The 19,419-nt window shown below is 69.6% G+C and carries 18 protein-coding genes; 4 read left to right on the top strand and 14 right to left on the bottom strand.

Going from position 1 to position 19,419, the window contains the following annotated elements:
- Positions 1-365: 365 nt before the first annotated feature.
- The 4 genes from D3869_RS20200 to D3869_RS20185 all read right to left on the bottom strand — a co-directional run bounded on the left by D3869_RS20200 (position 366) and on the right by D3869_RS20185 (position 3,824).
- The gene (locus D3869_RS20200; RefSeq protein ID WP_137141621.1) at positions 366-1,892 is read right to left on the bottom strand and encodes a glycosyl transferase family protein; all 1,527 of its coding nucleotides are present in this window, start codon (positions 1,890-1,892) and stop codon (positions 366-368) included.
- A gap of 135 nt (positions 1,893-2,027) precedes the next feature.
- Positions 2,028-2,399: a hypothetical protein gene (locus D3869_RS20195; RefSeq protein WP_137141620.1), complete on the bottom strand. Its 372-nt coding sequence runs from the start codon at positions 2,397-2,399 to the stop codon at positions 2,028-2,030.
- A gap of 22 nt (positions 2,400-2,421) precedes the next feature.
- Positions 2,422-2,976, bottom strand: a complete 555-nt coding sequence (locus D3869_RS20190; protein WP_247895804.1) for a hypothetical protein — start codon at positions 2,974-2,976, stop codon at positions 2,422-2,424.
- A gap of 89 nt (positions 2,977-3,065) precedes the next feature.
- Positions 3,066-3,824: a phosphatase PAP2 family protein gene (locus D3869_RS20185; RefSeq protein ID WP_137141618.1), complete on the bottom strand. Its 759-nt coding sequence runs from the start codon at positions 3,822-3,824 to the stop codon at positions 3,066-3,068.
- 220 nt (positions 3,825-4,044) lie between these two features.
- Here D3869_RS20185 and ahcY point away from each other — a divergent pair, with 220 nt between their 5' ends.
- The gene (gene ahcY / locus D3869_RS20180; protein ID WP_137104541.1) at positions 4,045-5,349 is read left to right on the top strand and encodes an adenosylhomocysteinase; all 1,305 of its coding nucleotides are present in this window, start codon (positions 4,045-4,047) and stop codon (positions 5,347-5,349) included.
- Positions 5,350-5,563: 214 nt separating this feature from the next.
- On the opposite strand, the gene D3869_RS20175 is transcribed toward ahcY, so the two are convergent.
- From D3869_RS20175 to D3869_RS20155, 5 genes are all read right to left on the bottom strand, one after another.
- Complete coding sequence (locus D3869_RS20175) at positions 5,564-6,151, bottom strand: hypothetical protein (protein WP_137141617.1); 588 nt, start codon at positions 6,149-6,151, stop codon at positions 5,564-5,566.
- Positions 6,152-6,230: 79 nt separating this feature from the next.
- The gene (locus tag D3869_RS20170) at positions 6,231-7,178 is read right to left on the bottom strand and encodes an Hsp33 family molecular chaperone (protein WP_247895803.1); all 948 of its coding nucleotides are present in this window, start codon (positions 7,176-7,178) and stop codon (positions 6,231-6,233) included.
- A 111-nt stretch (positions 7,179-7,289) separates the two neighbouring features.
- A complete protein-coding gene (argF, locus tag D3869_RS20165) occupies positions 7,290-8,204 on the bottom strand; it encodes an ornithine carbamoyltransferase (protein WP_137141615.1) in 915 nt (304 codons plus the stop codon).
- On the bottom strand, positions 8,204-9,358 hold the full coding sequence (locus tag D3869_RS20160) for an aspartate aminotransferase family protein (RefSeq protein WP_137141614.1): 1,155 nt from the start codon (positions 9,356-9,358) through the stop codon (positions 8,204-8,206). Before D3869_RS20160 ends, argF begins: the two co-directional genes overlap by 1 nt.
- 150 nt (positions 9,359-9,508) lie before the next feature.
- Positions 9,509-10,312: an ABC transporter permease gene (locus D3869_RS20155; protein ID WP_094306504.1), complete on the bottom strand. Its 804-nt coding sequence runs from the start codon at positions 10,310-10,312 to the stop codon at positions 9,509-9,511.
- A gap of 80 nt (positions 10,313-10,392) precedes the next feature.
- On the opposite strand from D3869_RS20155, the gene D3869_RS20150 reads away from it, so the two are divergent.
- Together D3869_RS20150 and D3869_RS20145 are read left to right on the top strand one after the other, a co-directional pair.
- Positions 10,393-10,953: a regulatory protein RecX gene (locus D3869_RS20150; RefSeq protein WP_137141613.1), complete on the top strand. Its 561-nt coding sequence runs from the start codon at positions 10,393-10,395 to the stop codon at positions 10,951-10,953.
- A gap of 85 nt (positions 10,954-11,038) precedes the next feature.
- Positions 11,039-11,812: a hypothetical protein gene (locus D3869_RS20145; protein ID WP_247895802.1), complete on the top strand. Its 774-nt coding sequence runs from the start codon at positions 11,039-11,041 to the stop codon at positions 11,810-11,812.
- Positions 11,813-12,008: 196 nt separating this feature from the next.
- On the opposite strand, the gene rpmB is transcribed toward D3869_RS20145, so the two are convergent.
- From rpmB to D3869_RS20120, 5 genes are all read right to left on the bottom strand, one after another.
- Positions 12,009-12,311: a 50S ribosomal protein L28 gene (rpmB, locus tag D3869_RS20140; protein WP_094306502.1), complete on the bottom strand. Its 303-nt coding sequence runs from the start codon at positions 12,309-12,311 to the stop codon at positions 12,009-12,011.
- 163 nt (positions 12,312-12,474) lie between these two features.
- Positions 12,475-13,317 (bottom strand): phasin family protein, encoded by an 843-nt coding sequence (locus D3869_RS20135; protein ID WP_137141612.1) that lies wholly within the window; start codon positions 13,315-13,317, stop codon positions 12,475-12,477.
- 196 nt (positions 13,318-13,513) lie between these two features.
- Positions 13,514-14,512 carry a methylmalonyl Co-A mutase-associated GTPase MeaB gene (gene meaB / locus D3869_RS20130; protein WP_137141611.1) on the bottom strand — a complete coding sequence of 333 codons (999 nt, stop codon included), beginning with the start codon at positions 14,510-14,512 and terminating at the stop codon, positions 13,514-13,516.
- A gap of 81 nt (positions 14,513-14,593) precedes the next feature.
- The gene (locus D3869_RS20125) at positions 14,594-15,166 is read right to left on the bottom strand and encodes a biliverdin-producing heme oxygenase (protein ID WP_137141610.1); all 573 of its coding nucleotides are present in this window, start codon (positions 15,164-15,166) and stop codon (positions 14,594-14,596) included.
- Positions 15,167-15,208: 42 nt separating this feature from the next.
- A complete protein-coding gene (locus tag D3869_RS20120; protein ID WP_094306498.1) occupies positions 15,209-17,068 on the bottom strand; it encodes an ABCB family ABC transporter ATP-binding protein/permease in 1,860 nt (619 codons plus the stop codon).
- 245 nt (positions 17,069-17,313) lie between these two features.
- Here D3869_RS20120 and D3869_RS20115 point away from each other — a divergent pair, with 245 nt between their 5' ends.
- Positions 17,314-19,383 (top strand): methyl-accepting chemotaxis protein, encoded by a 2,070-nt coding sequence (locus tag D3869_RS20115; RefSeq protein ID WP_137141609.1) that lies wholly within the window; start codon positions 17,314-17,316, stop codon positions 19,381-19,383.
- Positions 19,384-19,419 lie beyond the last annotated feature (36 nt).

The raw sequence follows: 19,419 nt of genomic DNA, 5'->3' as shown, positions 1-19,419 counted from the left end.
TCTCCCGAAAAATCGTCGTGGCGGATGCGCCGATCAGCGGCGGGTATCTACCAAGCGGGGAGGCAGCCCCTTCAACGGCGATCATTCAGAATAATTCTAAATTGCAAAATCGCCTCCATTCAGCCCCAGCGCATGCAGGGATATGCCGTTTGGCGAAGACCCATGACGCTCCCCGGCGGGACCCGCGAAGGCCTCGCCAAGAGCGCCATTTTCTCAAGTGATACAATAACTTAAAGCGCCTGTTCAGACGTTTGCGGAGGCGTCGGCGGGGGTGCGCGCGGCCGGACTGTTGCAAAGGCGCAACATCGATAATAAGAATTATTCTCAATATACGGCCGCGCCGCCGGACAAACGTCTTTTATACGTCAGCTCGGATTCCGCCCGGCCACGGCGGCCTGCCCGAGGCGGGCCTTCCACAGCCCTTCGGCCAGCCGCAGGGCGTCGCCGAAGGCCGGCCCAGTGGCTCCGGGAAGGGCGAACAGGGCGAAGGCCGCGGTGCCGATGATGATGCGTTCGGCCCGCGCGTCGCGCACCGCGCCGGTCCACACCCCCTGCCAATATTCCAGGCTGGTGCCGCGCGGGCGCGGCGTCGGCGGCGGCTCCTCCATGCAGGCGGGCAGGATGAGATCCTCCGCCTCGCCGTTGACCAGACGGTGGATGGAGGAGGAGCGGAAGGGCGAGAACTGGGCGACGTCGCGCACGCTGCCCAGCACGGCCATGTGCTTCCAGCCGAGGATGCGCGCGGCGTCGCGGTGCAGTTCCCGGTAGGTCGGCTTCGCCGCGCCCAGCAGGGAGGTCTTGGCCTTGGCCGGCTTCAGCAGATGCACAGCCTCGAACACGGCGGAGCGGGTCTGGGTCAGCCGGTGCAGTCCGATCAGCCGGTAGATCTGCGGCGACAGGGCGGCCAGCGGCGCGTAGGCGATCCGCTGCGTCGCCAGCGCCGCGGCGATCTCCCGCGCGTTGGTGCAGACCGGGATGCCCACGGTGGGCGCGATGAACTCGTAGCGGCCGGACGCCGCGCTGCAGCCCGTGCTTCCATGCAGCAGAACCCGGTGGCCGGCCTGCGCGACCAGCCGCGCCGCGTGGAAGAACCAGGGCGGGTTGTGGTAGTTGGGCGAGGTGAAGCAGGGCCAGTCGATGTCCGTCTGGATCGTCCGCCCCAGCCCGGCGGCGACATGCGCCCGCATCGCCCGCACCATCCCGGCCAGCTCCGGCGCGGTCGAGCCGCGCATCCGCATCATGCCGAGAAGCGCGCCGACCTGGACCGGATCGGCCTCGCCCGCCAGGACGATGGCCATCGCCTCCTCCGCCTCCTCGGCGGTCAGCGGGCGCCCGTGCCCACCCCCGGCGACGCCCAGCACGCCGATGTGACGGGCCAGCCGGTCCTGCGCGGGAGCGTCCGGCGCGATTCCCTCCAGCTTGGCGTCGATCTGGGCCGGCGACGGCTGTCCGTCCAGCAGGCCGGCCGGCCGGACCTGGAGCGGCGGCGCCTCGATGCCGGTCGGCACGTTCCAGCGGGGATCGAACGTCTCGTCGAGCGCCGGGCGCGCCGTCGACGGCTCGAACAGGGCGTCGATTCCGCGGGCCAGCGCCTGGACGCGCGGGCGCAGCGCTTCGGCGAAGGGCGTCGGCACCAGCCCACGGCCCGAGCGGATGAACAGGGGATCGCCGAACTCCTCGCGCATCTGCGCCAGGAGCCGGCTGAGCGCGGAGGTCTGCAGACCGAGATCGCGGGCGGCCAGCGTGACGTTCCGTTTCGACAGCAGCGCGTCCAGCGCGGCGATCAGACGGCCACGCGACAGGCGGTTCTCCTGGGTGTCGGGAGCCGTCGGGCGCGGACCGGACGTCTCCGGTTCCGGGCGCGCCGCGGCGTCCTGCCTTTTGAGCGTCATGTGATTTCAGCCCGACTGCGGTTGCTTGGCCGGTTCACGGCTGCATACCATGATAATGATACGCATTCGCATACCGATGCAACACGCACGCCCCTCCCCTTTCGCTCGGAGGAGGGGGCCGGGGGCTTGTGGTCCTTAGTCCTCGGACTCCGCGGGCTTGGGGGCCGCGGCCTGCTCCGCCTGGATCCGCTCGACGATGCGGGTCAGCGCCGCCGCGTCCAGGGGGCTGTCCATGTTCAGGTCCTGGGCGAACTTGCGGATCACGCCGATGGCGCGGCGCCGGGTCACGATCTCGATGTCACCGGGCCGCGTCCGCTCGACCACCGGCCCCTTGTAGTAGCCGCTGCCGACGCGCCACTGGCGCTGGCCGTCCGCCCGCCATTTGGTGCCGTCGGACAGCACCATGCAGCGGTTGCCCTCGGTGAAGGCATCGACGGTGGCGATCCTCTCCGGGCCGGTCTGGCTGTTGTGGATCGTCACCTGATCCCCGACCCTGAACGCTGTCATTCTCTGATCATCCTCATCTCGGTCAATCGCTGTCCGGCACCGGACCGCCGGACCGGAACCGCGCGCCCTGGTCGCTCTCGCGCCGCTCCTCCACCGCTGCCATCAACCGCGACTTCGCGGTGGCCCGGCTGTCAGGCGTCCCGTCCTCCGTCCCTTGGCCCGGCGGCTGGCTCCGGGAGGCGGAGCGCACGCCGTTCAGCGCCGCCAGGAAACCGGTGGCCGGACGCATCGTCCTGCCGCCGCGAAGGCCGGGCGGCGGTCCCGAAGGCAGCCCCACAGCCGGTGATGCCGGCGGCTGCGGCTTCGCCGCGGCAATGGGCACAACCTTGGCCTCCACCTCCTCATGCGGCGCCCGCCGCTCGGCGGCCTCGGCATGGGCGAGGCTGGTGGCGCGCTCCACGACCAGCGTCCGGCATTCGCCGTCCAGCGTCTCGTAAACGCGTTTGGCCTCGTTCAGTTCATGCAGGTCTTCCGTTTCCAGCGTGCGGCTCAGCGCGCTGGAGAGCAGGCGGAACTCCAGCACGCCGGGCACCCGCGCCTCGTCCACGGCGCGCTTCAGCACGCCGACGGCTTGCAAGGTATCACGGTCCAAACTGCCTTCGCGCATCGACATGCTGTGGGTTGATCGGCGGGATCACCCGAAATATCGGCTGAGGACCGGTGGGGTCAAGTGCGATCCGGCACCGGTCCGGCTTCATCCTCCGGTTCGACCGCACCGCGTCTTTGCAGCCACAGGGCGATGAGCCAGCACAGCGTGGCCCAGCCCGCCCCGACGCACCAGCCCGCCAGGACATCGGTCGGCCAATGGACGCCCAGATAGACGCGGCTGCACCCGACCAGCAACGTCACCGCCATCGCCACGACGAGCACATAGGCCTTCTGCCGCCGGCGCTCGACGAAGCGGGCCAGCATGGCGCCCAGCGTCAGGAAGACGACCGCCGACAGCAGCGAATGGCCGCTGGGGAAGCTGGCGGTGAAGACGATGTCGCCGTGGGGAACGATGTCCGGGCGCTCCCGTCCGATCTGGTTCTTCAGCAGGCCGCTGATCGCCATGCCGCCGCCGACCGACAGCAGCACCAGGAGCGACGCCCCGCGCTTCCCCTGGAGCAGCAGAAACCCCACCGTCACCGCGGTGATCAGCGACAGCACGGTGATGCTTCCCAGCGCCGTGACGTCGCGCGCCGCGTTGTGAAGCCAGGGCGGCCCCAGCGGCGTCGCCGGATCGCCGGCCACCCGCAGCGCCATCAGCACCGCGCGGTCGAAGGCCGCGGTCTCGCCCTCGATCACCTCGCCGGCCAGCAGGGCGAAGGCCAGGATCAGCCCGGCGCTGACCGCCATGCCGACGAGAAGCCTCAACTCGTGCCGGCCGAGCCTCGTCCAGAAGCCGGGTGCCCTCAATCCTGCCAGCGCCATCGCCCGTCCCATGCCTCCCGTCCGTCGCAGACCGGTTATGGGAACGCCGGCCTCCGGCAAAAAGGTCCGCCGGGACGAAGCGGACGCCGCCGGACGATAGACCCCGCAAACATAAAGATATCTTTATGCTTGCGGGGGCCGGGTGGCGCTGCTACACCACCCTCACGAGCGGGCCGGTGCGCCCGCCCCGAACCATTGCTGTCCCGCAAACAGCCGCCCAGGAGACCCCCCGATGGCCGCGCCCGCCAACTTCACCGACTACAAGGTCAAGGACATCAGCCTCGCCGAGTGGGGCCGCAAGGAAATCACCATCGCCGAGACCGAGATGCCCGGCCTGATGGCGCTGCGCGCGGAGTTCGGCGAGACGAAGCCGCTGGCCGGCGCCCGCATCGTTGGCTGCCTGCACATGACCATCCAGACCGCCGTGCTGATCGAGACGCTGACCGCTCTCGGCGCGACCGTCCGCTGGTCGTCCTGCAACATCTTCTCGACCCAGGACCAGGCCGCCGCCGCCATCGCCGCCGCCGGCATCCCGGTCTTCGCCTGGAAGGGCGAGACGGAGGAGGAGTTCTGGTGGTGCATCGAGCAGACCCTGCGCGGTCCCGATGGCTGGACCCCGAACATGATCCTGGACGACGGCGGCGACGTCACCCAGATCATGCACGACAAGTATCCGGAGATGCTGGCCGAGGTCCGCGGCCTGTCGGAGGAGACCACCACCGGCGTCCACCGTCTCTATGAGATGATGAAGAAGGGCACGCTGAAGGTTCCGGCCATCAACGTGAACGACAGCGTCACCAAGTCGAAGTTCGACAACCTCTACGGCTGCCGCGAGTCGCTGGTCGACGGCATCAAGCGCGCCACCGACGTGATGGTGGCCGGCAAGGTCGCCGTGGTCGCCGGCTACGGCGATGTGGGCAAGGGTTCGGCTGCCTCGCTGCGCTCGCAGGGCGCGCGCGTCCTGGTGACGGAGATCGACCCGATCACCGCGCTCCAGGCCGCCATGGAAGGCTATCAGGTCGTCACGATGGACGAGGCCGCTCCGCAGGGCGACATCTTCGTCACCGCGACCGGCAACGTGGACGTCATCACGCTGGACCACATGCGCCAGATGAAGGACCGCGCCATCGTCTGCAACATCGGCCACTTCGACAGCGAGATCCAGATCGAGGCTCTTCGCAACTACAAGTGGGAAGAGGTCAAGCCGCAGGTTGACGAGGTCGTCTTCCCCGACGGCAAGCGCCTGATCGTCCTGGCCCAGGGCCGCCTGGTGAACCTGGGCTGCGCCACCGGCCACCCGAGCTTCGTGATGAGCGCCAGCTTCACCAACCAGGTGCTGGCCCAGATCGAGCTGTGGACCAACGCCGCCAGCTACGAGAACAAGGTCTACGTCCTGCCGAAGCATCTGGACGAGAAGGTCGCCCGCCTGCATCTGGACAAGATCGGCGCCAAGCTGACCACGCTGTCGGCCAAGCAGGCCGAGTACATCGGCGTGAAGGTCGAAGGCCCGTTCAAGCCGGACCACTACCGCTACTAAGCGGTTCCGGACGGATCGGAACGGAAAGGGCCGCCCAATGGGGCGGCCCTTTTTGTGTTTGCAGGGTTGTTGAAGGTGGTTGCCCCCACCCTTCCCACGGCTTCGCCGCGGGCCCCTTCCCTCCCCCGCTGACGCAGGAGAGGGAGTAATGTCCCCTCCCCTGCAAAGCGGGGGAGGGCCAGGGAGGGGGCAAGACCTCCCCTGCCGCCGAACCCTACCGCCGCACCATCGGCGCCAGATCCTTGCGGATGCCGGCGTCCAGCCGGGCGTTCAGATCGTCCATCATGCGGCGGACGAGGTCCTGCAAGGTCGCCTCGCGGTCGGCCACCGAGATGTTCTCCGGCACCGTGGTGGACTGGGTCACCGTCGCCTTGGTCATGCCGCGGAAGGTCGTCTCGCCGGGCAATTCGCCGCTGACCTCGACCTCGATCCGGCCGTCGTAGCGCTGGGCCTGATCGTTGGTGAAATAGCCCTTCACCCCGCCGGTCTTGGGAAGCTGGACCTCGACGATGCTGGCGTCGCGGATGGTGACGCGGACGCGGCCCGGCCCGCCGGCGGCCTGGAGCCGCTCGTTGGCCCAGCGGCGCACCGCCTCGGCGGGCGGCAGGGGAATGCGCTGGTCGACGGTGGTGCCGGCCGGCCGGTGGGCGTCCACCACGTCGACGCCGCCCGCGTTCAGGACGATCGGGCCGAAGTTGGAGTAGTCGATGGGCCGGGCCGCCGGACGCGGCGGCGTGCTCTGGCAGGCCGTCAGGGCCACGGTGGCGAGAGCGGCGGCGAGAACGAAACGGCGGGTGGGCATGATCGCTCCGGTGAGACGGAAAAACGGCGCGGCACTATAGCCGCGCCGCCTCATTAGCGCATCCGGAACCTGGAGCCCCCTACTTCGCCGTCCCGTAGACCCGGTCGAGGTCCGCGTCGTCGAAGTGGTAGGCGGTGGAGCAGAACTGGCAGACCACCTCGACGCGTCCGTCGTCGATCTTCAGGCTCTGCACCTCGTCCCGCGGCAGGCTGGACAGCATGTCCGACACCCGCTCGCGCGAGCAGCGGCAGCCGAAGCGCAGGGCCTTGGGCTGCCACACCCGCACGCCGTCCTCGTGGAACAGGCGGAACAGCAGGTCGCGGGCCGGCAGGTCGGGGTCGAGAAGCTCGTCACCGGTGGTGCTGGACAGCAGGACCATGGCGCGGCGCCACGCGTCCTCGTCGCCGGAGCCGAGCACCTTCTCCGTGGCGTCCTGTGGCAGGCGCTGGATCATGATGCCGCCGGCCCGCCAGGCGCCCTTGCTGCCGTCCGGCAGGGTCTCCTGGTCCACCGACACGGTCAGGCCGGTGTCGATCTGCTCCGACTGGCGGAAATAGTGCTGCACGCAGTCGGCCAGCGTCTTGCCGTACAGCTCGACGATGCCCTGGTAGCGCTCGGTGTTCGGCCCCTGGTCCACGGTGAAGGCGATGTGGCCCTTGCCGAGCAGGGCCGGCGCCGGGGCGATGGCCACGTCGTCGCCGGCCTTGGCCAGCGCTTCCTCGTCGAACTGGGCGTAGGCGCGGATGTCGCCGACCGAGGTGATGTCCGCCACCATCAGCCGGACCGGCCCGTCGCCCTTGGTCTGGAGCGTGAAGATGCCGTCGTACTTCAGCATGCTGGACAGCAGCATGGCGAGCGTCATCGTCTCGGCCAGGAAGCGGGCGACCGGCTCCGGATAGGCGTGGCGGGTCAGGATTTCGTCCAGCGCGGGGCCCAGCTTCACCATGCGGCCGCGCAGGCGCGACGCCTCGATCTGGAAAGGCAGAACGAGATCGTCGGTGATCGGTTGGACGGAAGGATCGTCCATGATGTCCTCGAAGTTACGACAGGCCATGGCCCGGCGCCGCCATCCCGCTCATCGCGGGGGGCGGCGCCGGGCCATGACTCCAATTCCAAGGGCTCTCAGCCCCAAGTGCTCTTAGATAGTGGCGCCGAGGCACCATGCCAGTATGGCCTTCTGGGCGTGCAGGCGATTTTCCGCCTCGTCCCAGACGACCGAGTGGCGGCCATCGATCACCCCATCGGTCACCTCCTCCCCGCGGTGGGCGGGCAGGCAGTGCATGAACAGGGCGTCGGGGGCGGCGAGCGCCATCAACGCCTCGTTGACCTGATAGGGCGTCAGGATCGCCGCCCGCTCGTCCACGTCGGTGTTGTGCATGGAGGCCCAGGCGTCGGTGACCACGCAGTCGGCGCCGCGCACGGCCTCCTCCGGCGAGGTCGTGACGGTGATCCGCCCGCCCTCGCGCTTCACCCAGTCGAGCAGCTCCGGCGCCGGGCCGTAGATCTCCGGGCAGCCGAGGCGGATCTCCACGCCGAGGCGCACCGCGACATGGACCCAGCTCACCGCCACGTTGTTCACGTCACCGATCCAGGCCACCGTGCGCCCTTCGATGGGGCCGCGATGCTCCTCGAAGGTCATCACGTCGGCCATGATCTGGCAGGGGTGCGACTGGTCGGTCAGGCCGTTGATGATCGGCACCGAGGCGAACTCGGCCAGCTCGTGCACGCGCTCCTCGCCCATGGTGCGGACCATCACCGCGTCCACGTAGCGGGACAGCACGCGGGCGGTGTCGCCGATGGTCTCGCCGCGGCCGAGCTGCATGTCGTCGGGCTTCAGCACCACCACGTCGCCGCCGAGCTGGCGCATGCCCACCTCGAAGGAGACGCGGGTGCGGGTGGACGGCTTCTCGAAGATCATCGCCAGCGTGCGGCCCGCGAACAGCGAGCGGTAGGCCGGGATGTCCTTCTTGATGGTCGCGGCCATGTCCAGGATCTGGCGCAGGGTCGCCTTGTCCAGCCGGTCGATGTCGAGGAAATGACGGACGGCGGACATCACACCAGCTCCTTGGCGGTCTTGGCGAGGATGGCCACGGCCTCCTCGACCTCGGCTTCGCCGATGTTCAGCGGCGGCAGCAGCCGGACCACGTTGTCACCGGCCGGAACGGACAGCAGGCCGTTGGCGCGCAGCTTCGCCACCACATCGCCGACCGCCGGGCCGCAGGCGAGGCCGAGCATCAGCCCCTTGCCGCGCACGCCCTTGAAGACCGACGGGTTCTCGGCCACCAGCCCGGCCAGACGGTCCTGGAGCAGGCCGCCGATGCGCTGCACATGGTCGAGGAAGCCGGGCTCCAGCACCTTGTCCAGCACGGCGTTGCCGACCGCGGTGGCCAGCGGATTGCCGCCGTAGGTCGAGCCGTGGGTGCCGGCCGTCATGCCCGACGCGGCCTTTTCCGTCGCGAGGCAGGCGCCCAGCGGGAAGCCGCCGCCGATGCCCTTGGCCACCGCCATGACGTCCGGCGTGATGCCGGCCCATTCATGGGCGAACAGCTTGCCGGTGCGGCCCATGCCGCACTGGATCTCGTCCAGGAACAGCAGCAGCCCGTGCTGGTCGCACAGCTCGCGCAGGCCGCGCAGGAACTCCACCGAGCCGGCGCGGATGCCGCCCTCGCCCTGGATCGGCTCCAGGCAGATGGCCGCGGTGCGGTCGGTGATGGCGGCGCGCACCGCCTCCAGGTCGCCGAAGGGCACGAGGTCGAAACCGTCGAGCAGAGGGCCGAAGCCCTTGATCAGCTTCTCCTGCTGCGCCGCCGACACCGCCGCCAGCGTGCGGCCGTGGAAGGCCTGCTCGAAGGTGATGATGCGGGTGCGGGCCTTGTCGCCCTTCTCATAATGGTATTTGCGGATCAGCTTGGCGCCGCATTCCCACGCCTCGGCGCCCGAGTTCGTGAAGAACACGGTGTCGGCGAAGGTCGCCTCGGTCAGCCGCTTGGCAAGGCTCTCCTGCCCGGCGACGCGGAACAGGTTGGAGGTGTGCCAGAGCTTGTGGGCCTGGGCGGTCAGCGCCTCGACCAGATAGGGATTCGCGTGGCCGAGGACGTTCACCGCCACACCGGCGGCGAAGTCGAGGAATCGTCGCCCGTCGGTCGCGTACAGATACGGACCTTCGCCGCGCTCGAACACGATGTCGGCGCGGGCATATGTGGGCATGACGACCGGAATCACAGCGAAAACCTCCGAATGAGGAAAGCCCGGCGGACACCCTCGCCCGCCGGGAACCGTCGAATATCAAGATGTCACTTCACGCTGTCAACGGATTGGCTACGCCGACCGGCTGAATTCGGCCGGATCCGGGCGGATTTACGCCTTCAGCTTGTAGCCCGTCTTCAGCATGCGCCAAGCCAGCCACCACAGGCCGCCGTTGACCGCCAGCATGACGAGTATCCCGATCCCCAGCGTGCCGTCCGACCGCCCGATGAAGCCGTAGCGGAAGCCGTCGATCATGTAGAAGAACGGGTCGACATGGGCGATCCACCAGAAGACCGGCGGCAGCGTCTCCACCGAATAGAAGGTGCCGGACAGGAAGGACAGCGGCGTCACCACGAAGTTGGTCACCGCCGCGATGTTGTCGAACTTCTCCGACCAGATGCCGCCGACCAGCCCGAGCAGCGACAGCAGCATGGAGGCCATCAGGGCGTGGAAGATCACGAACTCCGGATGGGCGATGCGCACCGGGACGAAGGCCCAGATCGCCAGACCGGTGACCAGCCCGACCAGCAGGCCGCGCGTCACCCCGCCCATGACGAAGCCGAAGGCCAGCTCCAGCGGGGCCATCGGCGGCATCAGGATGTCGACGATGTTGCCCTGGACCTTCGCGATCACCACGGAGGAGGAGGTGTTGGCGAAGGCGTTCTGGGCCATCGCCATCATGATCAGGCCGGGGGCCAGGAATTCCAGGTAGGGCACCGTGCCGATCATCCGCACCGCACCGCCCAGCGCCAGCGCGAAGACGGCGTAGAACAGCAGGGTGGTGACCACGGGCGCCCAGACGGTCTGCTGGTGCACCTTCAGGAACCGGCGCACCTCGCGCGCGTAAAGGGTCCACAGGCCGACCCAGTTGACGGCGCCGACCTGGCGGGGCATGGGAGGGAGAGGATGAGTCATCGCACCACGATTCACAGGAATGGACCGGACTTTAGGGCGCGCCGCCCGTTCCGGCAACCGCCCCCGGACGGGAGACAGCCATGACCCGCGACCAGCCGCCGGCCCGCAAGCCGCCGCGCCGTGTCACCGCCCAGTATCTGGAGAACGCGGCCCTGCACTATCTCCAGCGCTTCGCCAGCTCCTCGGCCAGCCTGCGCCGCGTGCTGATGCGCAAGGTCGAGCGCTCCGCCCAGGCCCACGGCACCGACCCGGCGGAGGGGGCGCGCTGGATCGAGGACCTGATCGCCCGCTACCTGCGCAGCGGCCTGCTCAACGACGCGGCCTACGCGGAGATGCGCGCGGCCAGCCTGCACCGCCGCGGCACCTCGACCCGCGCCATCCGCGAGAAGCTGTCGGCCAAGGGCATCGGCCGCGACGAGGCCGACCGCGCGCTGGAGTCGCTGGACGAGGAGGTGGAGGGCGACCTGAACCTGACCGCCGCCCTGGCGCTGGCCCGCCGCCGCCGGCTCGGCCCCTACCGCCTGCCGGAAAAGCGCGCGGAGTTCCGCGACAAGGATCTGGCGGCGCTGGGCCGCGCCGGCTTCGCCTACGACATCGCCCGGCGGGTGGTGGACGCCGAGGACCCCGACTCGGTGGAGTAACCCCCTCCCCGCCGCGGCCCGTTCGCCCCGCCCGGCTGTTGTTCGGCAAACGCCTTCGGGAACGCCACCGGTCGGGGAAACAGACATGCGCCACGCCGCCCTCGCGGGCCTCACCCTCGCCGCCGGGCTGCTCGCATCCGTCGGGACCGCCCGCGCGCAGGACGACAAGCGCTTGGCGCTGTCGTCGGAACTGCCGGTCACCGTCGAGGACGCCGCCGCCATCGAGAAGGGCAGCGTCGACGTCAAGGTCCGCGCCTTCTTCGAGCGGCTGAAGGGGGACGGCGGGCGCAACCGCCTGTCCTTCGATCCGGAACTCCAGGTCGGCGTCGCCGACGGCCTGGCGCTGAAGCTCAACCCCGGCTACCGCGTGGGCAACGCCGACGACGCGCAGCGGGGCGACGTCGGGCTATCCGCCGAATACAACATCCGCGAACCGTCGGAAGGACGGCTGGGCCTGTCGGTGGAGCCGCTGGTCAGCATCCCCTACGGGTCGGGGAGCAAGACGACCGAGGCCGGGATCACCGGGCGTCTGACCCAGCCGCTCGGCACCGCCGCCAGCGCGCCGCGCCTGCACGCCAACCTGTCCTGGCGGCATCGGTTCGATCCGGAACCGGGCGAGCGCGACAACCGCTTCATCATGGCCGCCGGGATGAACGCTCCGATCGGCCCCGCCACCGCCGTGGCCTTCGACGTGGTGCGCGAGCAGTCGGAGGAGCGCGGCAAGGCCGACAATTTCGTGGAGGCCGGCGTCCGCCATCTCATCGGCGAGAACCTCGCCGTGGGTGCCGGTGTCGGCGTCGGGTTCGGCCCCGATTCGCCGCGCTACCGCCTGCTGCTGGGCGTGCAGCGGTCGTTCTAGACTCGTTGTCCGGACACGACAAAACGCGCGCAACGCCTTTCGGCGATGCGCGCGGCACTCTCAACCGGGGTTCGGTGCAACCGAGAGTCGGAGTCGTCCTGGTGTGGGGTTCAGCACCCGACCGCGGAGTTTGCCGCCCCGCGGTGACGTCACCAGAATCGCCTGGACGCGCTCCGGCGCCTCCAGGCGGTCAGCCTCAGGCCGCGGCGGCCTGCTGCTTGTCCTGGGCCTTGGCGATGCGGCGCTTCAGGCGGCGCGCTTCCAGGCTGAGGACGTCGTCCTTCGCGTCGAGCAGGAAGGCGTCGAGGCCGCCCTTGTGCTCGATCGAACGGATCGCGTTGGTGGAGATACGCAGGCGCACCATCTGACCCAGAGCGTCGCTCAGCAGCGCGGTTTCCTGCAGGTTCGGCTGGAAACGGCGGCGGGTCTTGTTGTTGGCGTGGCTGACGTTGTTGCCAAACTGCGTGCCCTTACCGGTCACGGAGCACCGACGTGCCATCGGACTGATCCTTTATTTTAGCAAATGAAACCCGGTCCCGGGCAGCATTCCGCCCGAAGGAGGCGGCGTTATAGTCGAACAAGCGCGCGCCCGTCAAGGAAGGAAGAGACGGGCGCGCGCCGATCGACGGTCCCCGGGCCGGCGGGGACCGCGATCCGGTGAATCACTGGGCGGCGGGAGCGGCGGCCTTCTTCTCCTCGGCCTTCGGGGCGGCCTTGGGCGTTTCCGGCTTCGGCGCTTCCGCCTTGGTGGCCTCGGCCTTGGGGGCCTCCGCCTTCACGTCCGTCTTCTTTTCCTCGACCTTCGGAGCGGCCTTCACGTCAGCCTTCGCGTCAGCCTTCACGTCGGCCTTCTTCTCCTCCGCCTTGGGCGCCGGGGCGGCAGCCGCCTCGACCTTCGGCGTTTCGGCCTTCACCGGCTCCGCCTTCGGAGCGGGCGCCTCGGCCTTCGGGGCAGCCTTGGGAGCGGCGGCCTTGGCCGGAGCGGCCTTGCGGGCCGCCGGAGCCTTCTTCGGCGCCGGGGCGGGGGCCGGCTCGGCCTTCACCTCGGCCTTCTTCTCCTCAGCCTTGGGCGCTGCGACCTTCGGGGCCTCCGCCTTCGGGGTGGGAACCGGCGCCGCGACCGGGGCGGCGACCGGAGCGACCTTGGGCGCCGGGGCGGCCGGCGACAGGGTCACCGGGCTGACGCCCAACTCGGCGGCGATCTTCGAGGAGACGTCGAGGACGGTCTGCACTTGGTTGACGACCCGGGCCTGGGCGACGGTCGCCCATTCGCGCTGCACGGCGACGAGGTCCGCCGGGCTGCGCACCTTGGCGAGTTCGCCGGCGAGGTGGGTCGTCTCGCCGATGCCGGCGGTCACGCCGTCGAGCAGACGGCGGTAGCCGTCCTGCACCACGCCGGCGACGCGCGTGCCGCGGGCGGCGTAGGTCTCGGCGTTCGCCTTGCCCAGCGGCGACAGGGCGAGGGGATTGAAGCGTTCGAAAAGGTCCAGAAAGTTGGCGGCCATGTCCTAAGGTCTCCCGTTGACGACTCGACGCGGAGGCGGTGTCGGACAAGTCAACTCCGGCTCATACCCCAGGAGACTGCGGGCAAACCTCTCGCCCAAGCGCCGCGAAGACGCTCCTTTCCCGCCCATGTCACCATAGGCACGGGAGAATCGCGGCGCAACAAGAAATGTTGCGGTGCAGCATACCCGAAAGGACCTACTCCACCGAGCGTCCGAGGAACTTTTCAAGAAGAATGCGTGCGGCGGCGGTGGGGGTGACGGCGCCGCCGGTCACACGGGATTCCAGCGCGGACAGGTCGGCGCGCACCGCGGGATGCGCCCTGAAGGCGTCCACCAGCGTCTCGCGGATCTCGCTCCACAGCCAAGCGCGCGCCTGCTCGGCGCGGCGCGTGGCGCGGACGCCGGACGCCTCGGTGATCGCCTTGTGCTCCCCGATGGTGTCCCACACCGAATCGATGCCGGCCCTGGTGATGGCCGAGCAGCTCAGCACCGGCACGCGCCAGTCGCCGTGGCGCAGCAGGGTCAGGGCGTGGCGGTAGTCCGCGACGGTATGCCGCGCCGTGTTGGCGAGGTCGCCGTCCGCCTTGTTGACGACCACGAGGTCGGCCAGTTCGACGATGCCCTTCTTGATGCCCTGAAGCTCGTCGCCCCCGGCGGGCAGCAGCAGCAGCATGAACAGGTCGACCATGTCGGCCACCGCCGTCTCCGACTGGCCGACGCCCACCGTCTCCACGACGATCACGTCGAAGCCCGCCGCCTCGCAGACCAGCATGGCCTCGCGCGTGCGGCGGGCCACGCCGCCCAGCGTGGCGCCGGCGGGCGATGGGCGGATGAAGGCGTTCGGTTCGCGCGACAGGTCCACCATGCGGGTCTTGTCGCCCAGGATGGAACCGCCGGTGCGCTGCGACGACGGGTCGATGGCCAGAACCGCCACCTTGTGCCCGCCCGCGATGACGTGCTGCCCGAACGCCTCGATGAAGGTCGACTTGCCCACCCCCGGCACGCCGGAAATGCCCACCCGCACCGAATTGCCGGTGTGGGGCAGCAGCGTTTCCAGCAGGGCGTCGGCCTGGGCGCGGTGGTCGCGCCGGGTCGATTCGATCAGCGTGATGGCGCGGGCGAGCGCGCGGCGGTCACCCCGCAGCACCGCGTTGGCGAGCGCGGCGGGGGTGTTGAGGGCGGGGGCGGTGGTCATGCAGGGAACCTAGCGGGCGCGGCGGGCGCGGTGAAGCCCCCGCGTCGATCCGCTGCGTCGATCCACCGGCTTCGATGAGCGTCACGCCGTCTTCGGAACCAGACCGTCCAGCCAGACCTCCAGCGCGGCGAACAGGGCGACCGCCGTGGCACAGGCGGCCTGCGCCGACTCGGGCGCGTCCAGATCGCTTTCCAGCCGGGCGAGCAGCGCCTTCCACCGGCCGGCCATGTCGATCCCGGCCGAGGCCAGGAAGCGCGCCCCGCGCGTGGCGTCGAAGCCCAGCGCGCGGGTGACGTTGGGCAGCATCGCCCGCCCGCCATGGGCGGAGCCGTCCAGCACATAGCGCGCCGCCAGCCGCGCCGGCAGGCTGTCCAACGCCGGCAGCGACCCGGCCACCGGCAGGGCGTCCGCGTCCACCCCCAGATCGGCCAGATCGGCGCGCAGCAGGTCCAGCCGCTCGGCCCCCTCGCCCAGCGCCCGTTCGCCCAGCGCCCGTTCGATGGGAGCGTTGAAGCCGTGCAGGGCGATCAGGGCGTCGCGGTACTCGTCCACCGTGATGGACGGGCTGGTCAGCGGTCGCAGGACCACCGCCCGGTCGAGCCGTTCATGAATGTCGCGGGTCGCCTCGCGCAGCGCCTGCCGTACCGGTCCCAAAGGGATGCTCCGTCGTGATGATGGGATGAGGTGGGAAGGGGCTCAGGTGGGAGCAAGGACTTCCGGAACCGGTTCCGGCCCCTGGGAGGATTCCTGCTGCCGCGCCCACAATGCGGCATAGGCGCCGCCGCGCGACAGCAGTTCCATGTGGCGTCCCCGTTCGATCACACGCCCGGCCTCCATCACCAGGATCTCGTCGGCGTCGATCACGGTGGACAGCCGGTGCGCGATGACCAGCGTGGTGCGGCCCCGGCTGACCTCGCGCAGGTTGGCCTGGATCTCCCGCTCGGTGTGGGTGTCGAGCGCCGAGGTCGCCTCGTCGAACAGCAGGATCGCCGGGTTCTTCAGGATGGTCCGGGCGATGGCGACGCGCTGCTTCTCGCCGCCGGACAGCTTCAGCCCGCGCTCCCCCACCGTGGTCTCGTAGCCGTCGGGTAGCGCCATGATGAAGTTGTGGATGTGGGCCAGCCGGGCCGCCTGCTCGACCTCCGCTGGGCTGGCGCCGGGGCGGCCGTAGGCGATGTTGTAATAGACCGTGTCGTTGAACAGGACCGTGTCCTGCGGGACGATGCCGATGGCGCCGCGCAGCGATTGCTGGGTCACCTCCCGGATGTCCTGCCCGTCGATCAGGATGCCGCCACCCGACACATCGTAGAAGCGGAACAGCAGCCGTCCGATGGTCGATTTGCCCGCCCCGGACGGCCCGACAATGGCCACCGTCCGCCCGGCGGGCACGGTGAAGCTCACCCCCTTGAGGATCGGGCGCCGCGGGTCGTAGCCGAACTCGACCCCGTCGAAGCGCAGCTCGCCCCCCGTGATGGCCAGCGGGGGCGCGCCGGGCCGGTCGGCCACCTCGCGGTCCACGGACAGCAGCGTCACCATCGATTCCACGTCGATCAGCGCCTGCTTGATCTCGCGGTACACCACCCCGAAGAAGTTCAGCGGCTGGTAGAGCTGGAGCAGGTAGGTGTTCACCAGCACGAAGTCGCCCAGCGTCATCGTGCCGTTGACGATGCCGCGCGCCGCCATGCCCATGACCACCGCCAGCCCCAGCGAGATGATCGCCGACTGGCCGATGTTCAGCAGCGACAGGCTGCGCTGGCTCTTGACCGCCGCCTGCTCGTAGGAGGCCAGCGCCTGGTCGTAGCGCCGGGCCTCGTGCCCCTCGTTGCCGAAATACTTGACGGTCTCGTAGTTCAGCAGGCTGTCCACCGCCTTGGTGTTGGCCTTGTTGTCGGTCTCGTTCATGGCGCGGCGGAACTGGATGCGCCATTCCGACACGAAGAAGGTGTAGGCGATGTAGCTGCCCACCGTGGCGAAGGTCGCCAACGCGAACCAGCCGTCGAACATCCGCCACAGGATCACGCAGACCAGCGTGATCTCGACCAGCGTCGGCACGATGGAGAACAGGGCGTAGCGCAGCAGCGTCTCGATGGCGCGGGTGCCGCGCTCCAGCGAGCGGGTCAGGCCGCCGGTCTGCCGCTCCAGATGGAAGCGCAGCGACAAAGCGTGCAGATGCTGGAAGACCGACAGGGCGACCTTGCGGATCGTGCGCTGGGCGACGTTGGCGAACACCGCGTCGCGCAGCTCCGCGAAGACCAGCGACATCACCCGCGCCAGACCATAGGCGACGATCAGGCCCAGCGGGATCGTCACCAGCGCCCCGGCGTCGCCCGGCGACAGGGCGTCCACCGCCCGTTTGTAGAAGATCGGCACCCAGACGTTCGCCACCTTGGCGCCGACCAGCAGGACCAGCGCCACCACCACGCGCAGCTTCGTCTCGAAGGAATCCCGCGGCCACAGATAGGGGACGAGCGAGCGCAGCGCCGCCATGTCGCCGGTGCTGGACGCGGCTTCCGCGTAGGAGGGGGCCGGGCTGGGGTTGCTGGTGCGGCGGCGCATGGAAGGGTCCGGGAAAGGGGTCGGTTGCCAGAAGCGGCTGCCCTAAACTAGGGCCACTTGCCGCGCCAACCAAGGAAGACGGGCCGTGCGCCGGCTGCATGGCGCTCCGCCGGAGCGGTTTCCACACGCGAAGCGGGAATCGGTCTCCGAAAAATTGCACGCGGACGAACGGATAAAGCCGTATTAGACTTATTGTCTATCTCCGTTGGCGAGGGCTGCGGAGCGATTGCCGCATAGGGCCGAACGTGCTGAAAAACCTCTCCCTGACCGCCAAACTGTCCCTGCTGAACGTGCTGGGGCTGTTCATCCTGGCCATCGTGCTGACTCTGGCCTCCAACCAGGTGCTGAGCGACCGCAGCGCCGCCTCCGCGCAGGAGCAGCGGGAGCGCAGCATGGCGCTGGCCCATATGCTGCTGAAGCAGAACGGCGCCGACTACAGCCTGCGCGACGGCGCGCTCTACATCGGATCGGTGCGGGTCGACGGCGACACCCGCATGGTCGACCAGCTCCGCGAGCTGACCGGCGGTGCGGCCACGGTGTTCCGCGGCGACACCCGCGTCGCCACCACCGTGCAGAACCCCGACGGCAGCCGGGCCAACGGCACCAAGCTGGGCGCCGGGCCGGTCTTCGACAGCGTCATCACGCAGCGCAAGCCCTACCGCGGCGAGGCCGACATCCTGGGCGAGCGCTACTTCACCTCCTACGATCCGCTGCTCGACGCCTCCGGCTCGGTGGTCGGCGTGCTGTTCGTCGGGCTGAAGCGGGCCGACGTGATGAGGGTGGTGGACGAGGTGGAGCGCACCATCCTGGTGGTGGCGCCGCTGGTCACGCTGGCCTTCGGTCTGGTCAGCTTCTTCCTGGTCCGCCGCCAGATGGGCGCGGTGCGGGCGATGAGCGCGACCATGCACGACCTCGCCGCCGACAAGCTGGACGTCGCCGTTCCCGGCCTCGACCGCGGCGACGAGATCGGGCAGATGGCCCAGGCGGTGCAGGTGTTCAAGGACAACGCCATCCAGAAGAAGGCGATGGACGAGGCCGAGCGCGCCCGCCTGGAGGCCGAGCGCCGGGCCGACGAGGCGCAGCGCGCCCGCGAGGCGGCGATCGGCGAGGAGATCGCCGCGCTGATCGACGGCGTGTCGAAGGGCGACCTGTCGCGCCGCCTCGACCTGACCGGCAAGGACGGCTTCTACAAGACCATGTCGGCGGGCATCAACCGCCTGACCGACACGGTGGAGGCGGTCATCGCCGACCTCGGCGCGGTGCTCAGCGCGCTCGCCCAGGGCGACCTCAACAAGCGGGTGCAGCGCGACTATGAAGGGGCCTTCCAGACGCTGAAGACCGACGTCAACGCCACCTCCGCCAAGCTGTCGGAGATCGTCGGCCAGATCACCCAGGCGGCGGACACCATCGCCTCGGCGGCGGGCGAGGTCTCCATCGGCTCCTCCGACCTTGCGGAGCGGACGGAGCAGCAGGCCTCCTCGCTGGAGGAGACGGCGGCGAGCATGGAGGAGCTGGGGGCGACCGTGCGCTCCAACGCCGACAACGCCCAGCGCGCCAACGGCATGGCCGCCGACGCCCGCACCGCCGCGGAGTCCGGCGGCACGGTGGCGGACTCGGCCATCGACGCGATGAAGCGCATCGAGGCGTCGAGCCGCAAGATCACCGACATCATCGGGGTGATCGACGAAATCGCCTTCCAGACCAACCTGCTGGCGCTGAACGCGGCGGTGGAGGCGGCGCGGGCCGGCGACGCCGGGCGCGGCTTCGCCGTGGTGGCGCAGGAGGTGCGCAACCTCGCCCAGCGCTCCGCCCAGGCGTCCAAGGAGATCAAGGGCCTGATCCTCGACAGCGACAGCCAGGTGAAGGACGGTGTGGAGCTGGTCAAGAAGGCCGGCGACGCGCTGGAGGGCATCGTGTCGGGCGTCCAGCAGGTCGCCGGGCTGATCGCCGAGATGGCCTCGGCCTCGTCCGAGCAGGCGGCGGCGCTCGACGAGATCAACGCCACCGTCTCGCAGATGGACGAGATGACCCAGAAGAACGCCGCGCTCGTCGAGGAAACCACCGCCGCCGCTCAGGCCATGGCCGGTCAGGCCAACGACCTGAAGGGGTTGATCGGCTTCTTCAAGCTGGACCCGCGGGCCGTGCCGGTGGCCGTGTCGGTCGCGGTTGCGACCACCGCTGCGGCTCCGCGGCACGTCGCGCCAGCGACCCGTCCGGCCCGCGCTGCGACCAAGCCGGCGGCCCGCGCGGTGGCTCATTCGGGCGCCGCGCTCAAGCGCAACGTCAGCGAGGATGACGACTGGAAGGAGTTCTGAGAGCCGAAGTCATCATTGCCCCCTCCCCGGCCCTCC

It is taken from the genome of Azospirillum brasilense, from assembly GCF_005222205.1.
GTDB classification, from domain to species: domain Bacteria; phylum Pseudomonadota; class Alphaproteobacteria; order Azospirillales; family Azospirillaceae; genus Azospirillum; species Azospirillum brasilense_G.
This window is presented reverse-complemented; position numbering and strand designations above follow the sequence as displayed.